Source organism: Acetobacter ghanensis (genome assembly GCF_001499675.1).
Taxonomy (GTDB): domain Bacteria; phylum Pseudomonadota; class Alphaproteobacteria; order Acetobacterales; family Acetobacteraceae; genus Acetobacter; species Acetobacter ghanensis.
The window spans coordinates 805373-817890 of the sequence record NZ_LN609302.1 but is presented as its reverse complement, the minus strand read 5'-3'; the positions used below and the strand labels follow the sequence as shown (position 1 = coordinate 817890).

At 59.5% G+C, this 12518-nt stretch carries 16 protein-coding genes; 1 reads left to right on the top strand and 15 read right to left on the bottom strand.

All coding sequences use genetic code 11. The features are described 5' to 3' along the window. The 15 genes from AGA_RS03955 to AGA_RS03885 all read right to left on the bottom strand — a co-directional run bounded on the left by AGA_RS03955 (position 1) and on the right by AGA_RS03885 (position 11975). Positions 1-435, bottom strand: a complete 435-nt coding sequence (locus AGA_RS03955; protein ID WP_059023121.1) for a phage tail fiber protein — start codon at positions 433-435, stop codon at positions 1-3. A 1-nt stretch (position 436) separates the two neighbouring features. Continuing rightward, on the bottom strand, positions 437-1831 hold the full coding sequence (locus AGA_RS03950) for a DUF3383 family protein (protein WP_059023120.1): 1395 nt from the start codon (positions 1829-1831) through the stop codon (positions 437-439). A 3-nt stretch (positions 1832-1834) separates the two neighbouring features. Then, on the bottom strand, positions 1835-2395 hold the full coding sequence (locus tag AGA_RS03945) for a phage neck terminator protein (RefSeq protein WP_157065296.1): 561 nt from the start codon (positions 2393-2395) through the stop codon (positions 1835-1837). Continuing rightward, positions 2350-2733: a hypothetical protein gene (locus tag AGA_RS03940; protein ID WP_059023118.1), complete on the bottom strand. Its 384-nt coding sequence runs from the start codon at positions 2731-2733 to the stop codon at positions 2350-2352. Before AGA_RS03940 ends, AGA_RS03945 begins: the two co-directional genes overlap by 46 nt. Then, a complete protein-coding gene (locus AGA_RS03935) occupies positions 2730-3266 on the bottom strand; it encodes an HK97-gp10 family putative phage morphogenesis protein (protein WP_059023117.1) in 537 nt (178 codons plus the stop codon). Before AGA_RS03935 ends, AGA_RS03940 begins: the two co-directional genes overlap by 4 nt. Beyond that, entirely contained in the window at positions 3257-3694 is a 438-nt protein-coding gene (locus tag AGA_RS03930; RefSeq protein WP_059023116.1) for a DUF4054 domain-containing protein, read from the bottom strand. Before AGA_RS03930 ends, AGA_RS03935 begins: the two co-directional genes overlap by 10 nt. Beyond that, the gene (locus tag AGA_RS03925; RefSeq protein WP_059023115.1) at positions 3694-4116 is read right to left on the bottom strand and encodes a hypothetical protein; all 423 of its coding nucleotides are present in this window, start codon (positions 4114-4116) and stop codon (positions 3694-3696) included. Before AGA_RS03925 ends, AGA_RS03930 begins: the two co-directional genes overlap by 1 nt. Positions 4117-4120: 4 nt before the next feature. Beyond that, positions 4121-5173 carry a hypothetical protein gene (locus AGA_RS03920; protein WP_059023114.1) on the bottom strand — a complete coding sequence of 351 codons (1053 nt, stop codon included), beginning with the start codon at positions 5171-5173 and terminating at the stop codon, positions 4121-4123. 12 nt (positions 5174-5185) lie between these two features. Continuing rightward, entirely contained in the window at positions 5186-6190 is a 1005-nt protein-coding gene (locus AGA_RS03915) for a gp53 minor capsid family protein (protein WP_059023113.1), read from the bottom strand. Positions 6191-6202: 12 nt separating this feature from the next. After that, positions 6203-7411, bottom strand: coding sequence for a DUF2213 domain-containing protein (locus AGA_RS03910; protein ID WP_059023112.1), 1209 nt, complete (start codon positions 7409-7411; stop codon positions 6203-6205). After that, positions 7404-8216, bottom strand: a complete 813-nt coding sequence (locus tag AGA_RS03905) for a phage head morphogenesis protein (RefSeq protein WP_059023111.1) — start codon at positions 8214-8216, stop codon at positions 7404-7406. The genes AGA_RS03910 and AGA_RS03905 overlap by 8 nt, the downstream gene beginning before the upstream one ends. Continuing rightward, the gene (locus tag AGA_RS03900; RefSeq protein ID WP_059023110.1) at positions 8216-9799 is read right to left on the bottom strand and encodes a phage portal protein; all 1584 of its coding nucleotides are present in this window, start codon (positions 9797-9799) and stop codon (positions 8216-8218) included. The genes AGA_RS03905 and AGA_RS03900 overlap by 1 nt, the downstream gene beginning before the upstream one ends. Then, positions 9796-11040 (bottom strand): PBSX family phage terminase large subunit, encoded by a 1245-nt coding sequence (locus AGA_RS03895; protein ID WP_083503535.1) that lies wholly within the window; start codon positions 11038-11040, stop codon positions 9796-9798. Before AGA_RS03895 ends, AGA_RS03900 begins: the two co-directional genes overlap by 4 nt. Next, positions 11037-11459: a terminase small subunit-like protein gene (locus AGA_RS03890; RefSeq protein ID WP_083503660.1), complete on the bottom strand. Its 423-nt coding sequence runs from the start codon at positions 11457-11459 to the stop codon at positions 11037-11039. Before AGA_RS03890 ends, AGA_RS03895 begins: the two co-directional genes overlap by 4 nt. An 81-nt stretch (positions 11460-11540) precedes the next feature. Further along, entirely contained in the window at positions 11541-11975 is a 435-nt protein-coding gene (locus AGA_RS03885; RefSeq protein WP_231946000.1) for a hypothetical protein, read from the bottom strand. A gap of 226 nt (positions 11976-12201) precedes the next feature. Between AGA_RS03885 and AGA_RS13660 the strand changes: the two genes are divergently transcribed. Further along, a complete protein-coding gene (locus AGA_RS13660; RefSeq protein ID WP_157065295.1) occupies positions 12202-12408 on the top strand; it encodes a hypothetical protein in 207 nt (68 codons plus the stop codon). The last annotated feature ends 110 nt before the right edge of the window (positions 12409-12518 follow it).

Here is a 12518-nt window from a genome sequence, read left to right as displayed (position 1 = left end):
TTACACCCCCGCCGGGGTCACGGCCTGCCAGCGGATGGCAAACGTCCGGGTTTCCAGCACGCGCCCGGCAGCGGGCAGCACGGAGGCCGCGCGCAGAATACCGTTAACCATGGTGTATTTGCGGCCCGTGCTGGTCAGGGTGATTTCCCCACCAAGCCGGTAGATGGACCGGGCCGTCTGCTGCGCGGTCATGATGGCTTCAAACACCGCAATGCTGGAACTGGCTGGAGAGAGGGATACCGTCTGGTCAACCGGGTTCGGCACAAAGCCCGCGTTCAGGTAGCCATCAATGGACATGGCCGTTTCTGCCATCTCCAGTTCCGGGGCATCCCATGCGCGGTCTGCGGCATAGTTCTCCAGCCGCACAGGCGCGTTAAACAGCGATGTGACCGTAATCACAAAGATGCTGTTTGCTGCCGTAATATCAAGCGCCATGTTACTGCACCTCTACGCTATTCAGGGTGATGGACTGCACGCTCTGGCCATCTGCGTACCAAAGCTGCGCGGGCGGCGTTGTGCGGCTCACACGGTAGGAGGCTGGGGCCGTGCTGATGTTGGGTTTCAGGTAATACCCGCTGTTCACCACACTATCCGCCGCCGTAGTCACGCCCGCCGCGTTGTTGATCTGCTGGCGCTGGAGCGTGGTCAGGTTCACGCCGGTACGGATGGCCCCAAAGGCCAGAGCCTGATTGATCGTGTCTTTGACCGCAGCCTCTACCAGCGTGTCCCCTTCCGTATTGTACGGGATGTTGCCCGTGGTCAGGAGCAGGTTCACAAGGTCGCTGGTCAGGTTGGAGTTGAGCCAAATCTGATTGACGTAACTATCCGCCCACAGGAACTTGCCCGACACCTGTCCGGGGCGCATGAACACGAACTGGGATGCGCCATTGGCGTAGGAGCCGTAGAACGAATACCCATTGGCAACCAGCGTGGATGCCGTGGCTCCGTCCGTTACAGCAGCCTCAACCAGACCAGAGGCGTCCTGCACAAAGGCCAGCGTCTGCCGCCCGTTGTTGGTGGCGAAGGAGAGTGAGGCCATCCACGCCATGGCCAGCGCCCCTACCAGCGGAGACGTGCCATACAGCGCCGTAACGCCGCTGATGCTCTGGGACTGGAGCCACACACCAAACGCGGTCTGGCTTTCGTTCTCTGTGGCGCTGGGGGCGCTGTCCACGATGGCGGCAAACACCTCACTGTTCTGCGTACCGACCCACTGAGCGGCTGCTTCTTTGGTATCCGCGTCCAGTTCGGCATCGAAGGCCAGACCGTTCCATCCGCCTTCTGCCGCGCGCAGGGCGTCAAGCTGCGGGTCAATATCACTGGCAGGGGCCGGGGTGATCGTTACCGTGGGCGCAGACGTATAGCCAGAGCCGGGGGCGGTAATGGTGAATCCGGTTACCGCACCGCCCGACACAGTAGCCGTAGCCGTTGCGCCAGTGCCGCCGCCACCCGTTATAGCAACTAGCGGAGCCGCCGTGTAACCAGACCCGCCTGCACCAACGGTCAGGGCAGATACCGCGCCGTCAGTCACAGTTGCCGTGCCCGTAGCCCCGGAACCGGCAGAGGCAACCGCCCCCACATACAGCGTGCCCGGCGTCATAACTGCGGTTTCGTAGCCCGAGAAATAGACCTGCGCCATCTGGTACAGCATGGAGGTGCTGCCAAAGGCTGTCCCCACATCCGCAGCAGAGGTGAAAGACTTTACAGCCCCCGCTGCCAGTGCGCTGGATGCAGTCGTGACGAACAGGGCGGAAAGGTTGTTCAGGCCAGAACCCGCAGCCAGTACGCCGGGGATAACCTTCACAGCCTGAGAAATGGGGATATTGCCCATGACTTACTCCGTTGCTGGATAGGCCGTTACGACCTCAACCAGATTGATGGGAATGGATGTTGCAAACTGCTGCGGCAGGCGAGTGGTCAGCGTGACCTGCATGGTGAGGTCAACCGTCCACAGGTCATCGTACTGGCGCTCGCCAGTCTCAAACCCAAGCTGCCGCGTGGTGGATGTGGTCAGGGGCGCAATGGGGACGCCAAGGGAGCGGAAGAAATCAACCGCCTGCATGTCTCGCCACAGGGCCGTGACAACCTGCATCTGGTTGCTGGAGGCTGGGCCAAACAGATTGACCTGCATGGTCACCTGCACCTGTTCGGTCAGGGTGCGGGTGGCCTTTCCGTCATAGGTCCAGCCATTAGTGGCTATGCGCTCTCGGCCAATAATGACCATGACTGCAAATGGATCGCGGGGGGCAGCATTTCGGTTCTGCTGGCCCTGAACAACACCCATGCCTGTGGGCAAAATGCTCTGGAGCCATTGCCCTACCGCCTTGTAAATCTCGCTCTCTGTTGGGCTTATGACGTAGTAGGCATCTGCCGAGTTACCAGAACCTTCGACCATTCGCCGTTGCCCCATTCCTCCAACTGCTGCGTTACCAGCCAGTCGGAGCCGTAAAATGTGAGAATATCGCCGCCGATCTGGAGCGGCCTGTTCAGCGCCCGTACGGCCCCGCGCACATAGACCGAGCGCATATCGGCCTGCTGATTGATGTTCTCGACCTGCTGCAAGTCCTGAGAACTGACAGCCTGCACCTCAATTTCCACCGTGGCCGTGGTGTATTGGGGCGTTACGGAGAAGTCGTCGTTTGTGACGCTTCCCGTGCTGCCCTTGAGGGTGCCGGTTATGTGCGGATTGATGGGCGCGCAGAGGCTCCCTGCCGCACCGAATATGTCGATCATTCCGGGCCCTCCTTTACGTCATAGGCCGCGGAATTGAGCATGACCCCAGACCAGACAAGCGGCTTGCCGGGACTTGCCGTGGCCCCATGCTTGAGGTCGGAAACAGCCTTGAGGAAGTCATCCTTGGTGTAATCCCCTGTCGGGAATCTCTCCTTGAGGATGTTGGTCAGCATGGAGTTTTCTGGAGCCGTGAAAGAGACGATCTCTTGCTTGACCTGATCGGTGATCTTCTCACCTACCAGAGCTAATGCCTGATTGACATTATAGCCTGTGGCCTTGAGCACTGCCCCCATAAGCCTGCCCCAATCGCCCTTGTTGTTGGCAATGGCCGTGCGCATAAACGGGCGGGGCGGGGCTGTCTTTGTCCCATACTCGTCCCAATAGGCTACTTGCGCCACCGGTGTTCCATCAGGATAGGTCGCGTTCTCCAGAAACCCGGAGCGCACATGCGCCCCCTGCCCTATCTTCTCCTGCAACTGCTTGAGTGCGTTCTCAAGGCCAACGCCACCAACGGACTTGATCTTTACGGCCATATGCGGGGCCTTTGCGGAAAGCCGGGAACGTACCGGGCCTGCCGCAGATAGCGGGTGGCGGCCCAGAACGATGCGCCGAATTGGGTCTGATTAAACCACGCTGCGCGCTCCTGCTGGTTTCCCATGTCGGTCCCAACGGAAACACTGCCACGAGTGGCGGAAGAAACCCGCCCTACAAGCCCCCCTGTGCCGCCCTGAGACTGCGGCAGGTAGAGGGTGGCCAGATGCGCCACCAGCAGGCCAAGCAGTAATGCGCGCTTGTTCAGGTCGCGCACAGGGCTACATGGCGTGTTGTTCAGGTAGAACGTGGCTTCGTCAAAGTATGACTGCGCCAGCGTTGCATCCACATTCTGGGCAAGCGCTGGATACCGAGCCGACCACGCCGTGTAATCGAACGTGACAACGCCGGTCGTGGTCGTGCAGGGCATCAGAACTCCTCTTTGGCGAAAGGGGTAACGCCGGGCATCTTGTCCTTGTCCAGACCTTCAAGCCCGGTGCGTTCGTCCCGCAGTTCCGACAGGCGGGAGACGGCATCGGCCTCTTTGGGCATGGCAAAGATCAGGCCCTTCTTGAGCGGCATGAACTCAGCGTTCTGCTTGGTCCATGCCTCCCAGAAGTCAGCGGCCACTTCCGTGCGGCCACCCATGCCCAGCATGATGTTGTCTTTCTTGTGGAAGCGCGGGTCACGCCGCGCCCCTTGCAAGCGTACGCTGTCCTTGATGGCAGGAAGCGCACCCTGACGCGCCGGAGCCTGCAATGCACCTTCGTCGTACAGTTCCATCACAAGGCCGGATGGCATACGACAAATAACGGTCACGGTTGCGCCGCTTCTGGAAGATGTTGCTGTCATTGGTTCAGATCCCCGTCATCGTCACGCAGGCCATGGGATAGAACCAGATGGTCCCCCACGAGCCCTGCGACTTTTTCTGCCGGAAGTTGGAGGAATACCGCTCAACGGCATGGGCGCGCATCTTCTCGGTGAATGCGGTGGTGACAGTTTCCTGCCCGTCCACAGCGTCAACAAAAAGCTGCATCATGGTTACGCTGGAGTTGCCGCCGCTCAGATTGGTTCCCGCTTCCGGCAGGGTCTCAATCTTGAGGTTGGGCAGGTTCTTTTTGAGCAGGTCGCTCAGAACAACCTGGAACTGGTTGGTGTACAGCAAGCACTGCTGGCGCTCGGTCGGGATGACCAGCGTCATGGGCGTTTCCAGCGTCAGATTGCCACCCATCTGCACAGTGAGCTTCTGAAACGCTTTCAGAATGTCATTGTACACTGCAATCGGGTCGGCGGTATCCAGCCATGTGTTCCCACCAGACGTACCGGAAACGGTCAGCTTGGGCAGCGGCGCAATGGCTGCGGGCAGGTGGGGGTCGTTCAGCGCGCCGTACAGTTCCAGACCAGACACACCGAACAGGTTGATCTGGTTCTGGTTTTTGTTCAGTACGGAAATGGATGCCTCGTTCTGCTGGTTCACCCAGTCGATCTTGGCTGCGCCCATGCGTTCCACCTCGCGCTCGCCCCATTTGGTCCACGTCTGATAGTGGAAGCTCTGGCGCTGGGGCCAGTTGGCATTTGCCGAGGTCGTGCCGGCCGGACTGTAATCATCATACGCAACGGCATAACCGGACAGTTCGACCATGGGGAACTGCGCGGTGTCAGTCACCCAGTCGCCCTTTTTGGCGCTGCCGTAAATGCCCTCGGACTTGGTGGGCGTGATAATCGCCTTGATGATCTTCGGGTCAGTATAGGTCGTGTAGATCGCGGGGATACCGCTATTCGGTGCGGTAACAGGCAGACCGGGCGGCAGCGCATCGGCTGCCATCTCGGAGTAATACCCGCGCACACCGGGCATGACTACGCCCCAGTCCTGTGCCAGACGGGGCGCGTCCTTGCGGAACATGTTCATACTTGTGGTTCCTTATGCAGCCGCAACAGGGCCGGTGATGATGATGGGCGAGCCAGCGGCATTTCCCTGCGAGACCTTCCACGCAGTTTCGATGTAGCCCGCGATGGTCGCGCCTGCGGTGCCGGTGCTGATGCTGCCATCGGTGGTGGAGGCAAATACGGACTGGCCGATAAGGGCCGGAGTGCTGGAGGCTGCGAACACGTCCCCGCCCTCTGCAAGCTGCGCCATGAAGCCCTCGGGGATCATCATGGTGGCTTCCTGCAGGTAGGCCGTGGTCAGGCCCTGCTGGTCGGCGTAGACGAAGCCCTGCGGCGCACCGTTCGGGACCGTCTGGGCCGTGATGACCACAGTGGGGGCGGACGTGTAACCCGTGCCTGCACTGACCACGTTAATGCCGGTCACAACGCCAGAGGACACAACGGCAACAGCCGTGGCGCCGGTGCCGCCGCCACCAGTGAGGGAGACAATCGGCGCTGCCGAATAGCCCGTACCGCCATCGGAAACCGTGATGGACGCAACGCCCCCGGTAGCTTCCTGACTGGCTGTAGCCGTCACGTTCAGGGTCAGGCCCGTGCCGCTGCCGTTCGTTGTGGTGGCAACGCCCGTGGCGGTCGGGTCAGTGGTCTGAGCGGTGGCAGACTGGATGGTAACGCCTGTCACCACACCGCCTGTGCCAATTGTGGATACAGTAGCCTTACCGCCAGCAAACGCCGCCGTATCCCCCACAGCGTAATCCTTGCCACCAGCGTTCACCGCCAGAGCCGAAACGGTGTAAACCGTGGCAGAGGACAGAACAGCAGTGGCCGCAGCCCCGGAGCCAGCCGTTGCGGTAGGCGCGGTGTTGAGCAGCGTCACGCCGTCATTCTGCACCCACGCAAAGCGCGCAATGGTCAGGCCGCCAGCACCCGCCCGGAAGCCGTTGGGCCCGGGAATAACGATGCGGCGGGGGTTCTCACTGGCCCAGCGACCGGGAAAGCCCGCTGGCCAATTGTAATTTACTTCGCTCTGAAAAGGCATTTGCCTGCTTCCTTACAGCTTGCGGGGGGCGGAGATGCCAGACAGGACGCTACCCTTGTCGGGCGCGCTATCGGTGGCCATGACCGGAGCGGGGGCGAGTGCGCCAACCTGCGCATTCACCAGCGCCTTGAGGCCCGCCGTATTCACGCCATCCAGACCCATCACGCCGCAATCTTTCAGGGCGTAGCGGAGAATGTCCTCGGCGCTGTCGAGGCCGTGTACCTCGCCCACCAGCGGAGCAACAAGGCGCTTGGCCTCTTCTGTCGCACGGTTGCGACTGCGCTCGGCCCTGATGGCGGCATCTACAGCAAGGGAGATCGCCCGGTCCTGCGCCTTTTTATCTTCCTTCTTGGCGTCTTCCTCCTCATCCTCGCCTTCGATGCGGTCCTTTTCCTTACGCTCGCCCTTCAGTTCGGCATTAGCTTTTTCGCCGCCGACCTTTTCATCGCGCTCGCGCTTTTCTTCGGACTCATCCTCAGCAGGCTTGTCAGAAGGCTTTTTATCCTTGTCGGACTTATCTTCCTCTTCTTCGTCCTCGGCCTGATCGTCATCGTCCATGCACTTCTTCACGTCCTCTTCGGACGCATCGAGCGCAAGGCGACCAGACTTGAGGGCAGCAGCAACCTTGGCCACTGCGGACATGGGTACACGTACGGCCATGCTCTGTTCCTTTTTGGGTGAAAGCGCGCTGTCGCCAATGATGGCCGTTTGCACGCGGGGGGATTCAACTAGCGCCAAGTGGTTGAACCGAATGTTCACCATCTTGAGCGTGTAGGGCTGGCCGTTGACTTCGCCAGTTTCCGGGACGGCATCGTATGCGTATCCAGCGGACACGCAGCGTTTGGAGCCGTCCTGAATGGACTTGATCGCGTCACCGTCCCAGATGGAAAGCTCACCGATCAGGTCGGGGGCTTCAAACCGGGCATTGCTGACGGAGCCGACCGTAATCTCTCGCGGGTGATCCTCGGCATTGATCGGCTGGTGAATGTCGAGGATGGGCTTGCCGTTGATCGTCTCGGCGGCATCCCGCAGCGCGTCAGCATCGCGGTAAAGCTGGTATATCTGGTCAGGGTTCAGGCCCAACGCTTCCGCGCCCGGTATTTCCCGGCCATAGTAGGGCGACACCACGGCGGCGCTCAGCACGCAGCGCTCAACAAACAGGTGCCCGTCCGCGTCTATGCGCCGCACGGAGCGGTCGAGCGCGAGTATTGTGTCAGTCATCGTCAAACCCCGGAATAATCACGGACCATGTGCACCGGCAGTTTGGATCCTCGCCGGGGTGTATCCAGCGACCCCCAATGTAAGCGCCCTTGGTCAGATTGAAACGAAGCCGGTCTTTCCCGGCCTTCACATGGTCTGGCCTCGGGTGCTTCCCGCCTGATGAGTGCACCCAGATGCCCTCTTTCAGACCAAGCTCAGTTTGCCTCGCCCGGTTGATGACGGACGTGGCCTTGTTGTTCTGGTCGCGGGCAATGAAAGCGGCCCGGCGGCGGCTGATGCCGTATTGCTTCTGGAGCGCTTCGCTTAGGCTAGACAGGTCGCGGCCACGCATCACGGACATATTGACCGCAGTCTCAATGCCCTTGAGGTGGTCGTCAGACATGCCCTTGATCAGATTGACGTTCTCGGCAATGGAGCGAGAGGTCATGTCCTGCACATAGCGCGTAGGCTTGAACTGCACGGTAAACCCGTTGCGCTTCAACTCAGCCTGAAACGAACTCTGTGTGTAGGTCTGAGCCGACTTCACAAACCGCTTGGCCATTTCGTCGGCGGCATCATCGAACCGCTTGCGCCACTTGGCCGTAAGCTGATCCATGACCTTGACCAGTCGGGCCAATGGGGAGGCATCCTGCGCGATCTGGGGTTCAGCAGCTTTGTACGCTTTAGCCAGATCGTTCAGGACTTCCTTGTGCATCCGCCGAAGCATGGCGTGCATGGCTTGGTAGTATTGCGCCTCGACCCCGGCACTAGCCCGCACAGGGGCAATGCGCTTGCCCTGCGCTGACTGACACCGGAGTTTGACCACTAACCGTCCTCGCTTTCCTCGCCACGCCGCAACACCCCTTCAAGCCCTGCGCCGTCTGTTTCTGGGTCTGGCGGTTCGGGCGGTGGCCCGGCCAGACTGACGTTGCGGTAAATGCTCTGCGGGTCCGCTGCCTGCCGTTTGCGTGCTTCCTCGGGGGCAACAACCCCCGCCTGCACGTTCACCGCGTCCGTGTCCGTCTTGATCTTCTCCACCTCTGCCGCCTCTTTCTCGGAAAGCTGCCACAGGTGGATGAACTCAAAATCAAGCCGCTCGTCGATCTCGCCCCAAAGGTTAATCTGGGCCAGATTGAAGATGGCGCGCACAGTCGGGCCGACATTGGCCTCCTGAAACGCGGCTATCTCGTCGTAAAAGACCCTGATCTCGCCTTCACTGCTGGCGTTCAAACCCTGCGGCTGGATGCCGAACAGCTTGACCAGGGGGATGCCGGGAATGCCCGCCATGAACTCCTGAGACTGCGCCTGTAGTTCTCCAAGGCCGGAGAGCGGCGCGGTCTTTATGTCGAAGTCCTCGCTTTCCTTGTCGATAACGAACGTGCCGTTGTTGCTCTGCCATACGTTCATGGCCGCAACACGCCCGGTCACGCTGTCCGCATCTATGTCGCCATAGCTCATGCAGTTATCGGCCTGCATGTTCCCGGTCATGTCCGTTTTCAGAACCTTGGTGGCAAAGTTGCTCGCCATGTCGGAAACAGACTGACGCGTGCGCAGGAAGTTGTGCACGTAGGCTTCAAGCTGCTGCGTGAGGGACAGGCCGCCGAAGTTGAACGCGGGCTTGAGAATGTCCGGCACTTCATACGGCACCACGGTCAGCAGCCGGGTGTGATGAACCAGAACGCCCTGCACCCACCAGTTGTCGGGCCGGTAGTAGTTTTCCTTGAGGGGATTATCTGCGTTGTAGGTGTTCGGGTTGGTCCAGATGGGATCAATGTTTACCAGCCGGTCAAGCGTTCCCTTGGCCATACCGTTGGCGTTGATCTTGAGCGGGATATTCTGCCCGGCCGAGTTGAGTGGCCTGCCCTTAATTCCAATCCAGATATGCCCTAGTCCATACCCAAGCCCGTGCGTGATCTGGCGCCGCACCACATCGCGTACACGCAGGCGCAGGAACTCTTTTTCAAGCTCACGGATCTTGTCAGCTATTTCCTCGTCGTCTTCGTCCTCGTCGGTATCGGTCGAACGAAACTTGATCCACTCACGCGTGGTTTCCTTGGCAATCGTCTCCACCGGCTTGCGGAACTCAGCCCGCAGCATCATGGCCGCAAGGTCTGCGTAGCCCTTGAAATTCAGTCCATCGGCAATGAAGTTGCTGACGATGTTGTAATTCGCGCCCATGTAGGCAGAGAGGCTGCTATCCATGGCCAGTCCGGCCTGCCCGTCTCCACGCACGCCCTTGGGGGGCTGGTAGGGCGTGAACAACTTCTCGGCCAACGCCTGCAAATCCTCTGGCGACTGGACAGAGAACCGAGGCATTCTGCGCCGGTCTTTGGTGGGCGCGACTGGCTCTACGCGCGCAGGAGCGGGCGCAGGCTCCGGCTTACGCTTGAACCAGTTGAGCAGCTTCATCTTCGTCCCTGTTGGGCTATTTTGTTGACTGTGTCGGCGGTAAACTTCGGCATCCTGCGCCGGTTCTGTATGACGCCATCCAGAGCGTAGCGCAGCGCGTCGATCCAGTGGTTCCACGCATCAGCAATGAGCGGCAGAACGTCTTCCGTTTTCTTGTCCACCTTGTACGAATACTTGCGGAACTCTTCGGCCAGACGCTTGCAGCGCGGGTGCACCACAATCTTCTTGAAGGCTTTCAGCCGGGCGATGCCGTCCTCAACGCTACCGGGCCACTTGTCGGCGGCACTGATCTTGAAGCCGAAGCGGTTGGCCAGAAAGCTGATTGTCTCTGGCCTTGCTCCATCCGCCTTCCACGGCCAGCGGTAGGCATCTGGTATTTCCTCCAGCACTGCGGGAGTATCATCAAGCTCAACCCCCACGCCACCCGCCTCGTAATCGACATACAGGCAATCGTTCAGGATGAAGCAGCGAACCGCAGCGATCGGGTCTTTGGCAAAGCCCCAGTCCACGCCATAGTAAAACCGCGCGCCCTCTGGAGCAGTAAACTCCTCAATGGAGACGCGGTTACGAAAGATGATGGCATCCGAAATGGTGATGTAATCACCCTCCCAGATGTGGCCGTATTCGTCAGGCCGGGCGCGCTGATCTTCTACCCGCTCAGTCGGGAGCGTGCCGTCACTAAACCATGGGTTGTCAGACCAGTTCGCCCGCACCGCAATGAGGTCAGAACGATCAGAACCGGGGCCACGAAAGAAGTCATCAATCGGATCTTCTGGACTAGCCGGGTTCCAGCTTGCCCATATCTCAGAGCCAGCCTTACGCATGGTCGGGCGCAGCATACGCCACGAATACGCGCTGATAGACTGCGCCTCTTCAATCCACGCCCGGTCAAACCCTTCCAGAGACTTTATGCTGTCCGCCGTGTGGTTCTGCATCCCCTGAAAGATGATCAGGCCGCCGCCGGGAGTTTTGATAAGCTGGTCCTGAACGTCGAACGATGCGTTCAGGTTGAACTTGTTGATCTTGTCTACGATCAACTGTTTCGAAGATCGCTCGATAGACTTCTGAACCTCACGGATACAGACCGTGCGGTGGCCCGGCATCCGAAGGTGTTCTTCAACAATGCACTCGCCGAAGAAGTGCGACTTGCCCGAACCACGCCCACCATACGCACCCTTGTATCGACATGGAGCCAGCAGCGGCTCGAATACCTCGGCGGTGGGTATGGAAAGGGCTGTCATTCTTTCTTGTCGGGCGGCCTTACAATGACGCGGCGGACTTCGGACACCTGCACCGGGCCTCCGTCTGGGCCGGTGTGTTCCTGCGTGATCTTGTCGCCGTAAACCTTGGGTGCACGCTTGGACATGACCCACTTGAGGGTGTCAACATGCAGGCGCTTGGCAGCGGCATCCTCGGCAGTTGCTGTACGCGCAACATCGATTATTTCATCTTCAAACGCTTCTGCCGCCCGCGCGCGTGCCTGCGCGTACCTGCTCCGGAAATCGGCATAAGCGCTACTTTCCAGCCACCCAAATACCGTGCTTTGACCCGGCATGTGATCATCTCGGCATATAGAGCGCAGGCTTTCGCCCTCTATGATCCGCGCACAAATTTCGTCTTCAATGGCTGGCGAGAAAACAGATGGCCTTCCTGCTTTCATCTTGCTTACCATTACGCCCTCAAACGAAAAAAGCCACCCGAAGGCGGCTCTCGAACATACATCTTGCGATGATGATGTTTTTTATACCGGCAAAGGTACCGGGGTACAAGCTTTTTCAGCATCGTGCTTTTTCTTGCGCTGGGTTGCGTAGAACTCTGCCAACTGCTCAAGAAGGAGGGAGCATTGAGCAGACACTTTCTTGCGCCCCAGATCAGAGGACACGGCAGGGAAAAGAACCCCAGCCATCTGCTTGAACGAAAGCTTTTCGACCAGCATTGCCTTCAGGCGAACCTCGCCACACATGCCCAGCGCTTTACGGACATCGAAAATCTGCCCGGCCGCATCAGCCCGTGTCATCAACCATGAAAGATCATCATGCCTGATCTCGCAATTTGCCGTGTGGTTTTCAGGGAACTCCTTGTAACCCTGATACGCAAACACCCACGTCCGATACCACTTATCGGCAGCGTTCGCGGCTTCCTGCGTGATCTCCTGCGCTTTCAGCAGGGCGTCCACAACGGTCTGTTCGCGTGATGGCCTTCCGGCGGTAAACACCGACTTCCCCGCCCGCTCAGGCGTAGGCCCATTATCCACCGCAACCGGAATTTCATACCGAGGGCGCGCAGCAACTTTCCCCATATCAAACAACCCTCATTTCAACACGCTTCATCTGAGCCATAAGGTTTTTCATTGAGCGGCTATCCCCCGGGGTCGCGGACCCGAACAGGAAAGCCCCGCTTCTATGCCGCCACCTGATATGGCCGCCATTCGTAATCTCGGCGCTCCATCCCCGCGCTTTAACGCGGGAGAGCACCTCCTTGATGCAGTGGCGACCGAGCTTCATTTCCCCGCTTTCTCCACCAAAGCCTTCTGCGCCTCAGTCAACGGCACCCCAGCGCGCAAGTTGCAGAGTGCACAGGCCACATCCCAGTTTCGGGGCGGCGCGTAGATTTCGGAGTTTGTGGGCTTGAAGGGGGAGGTGGTCATTTTACAGCCACCAACCGTTTAGAAATGTTGGGATGCGGAATATTGGCTGAAACGGGCCGTTGCCACGCTTGC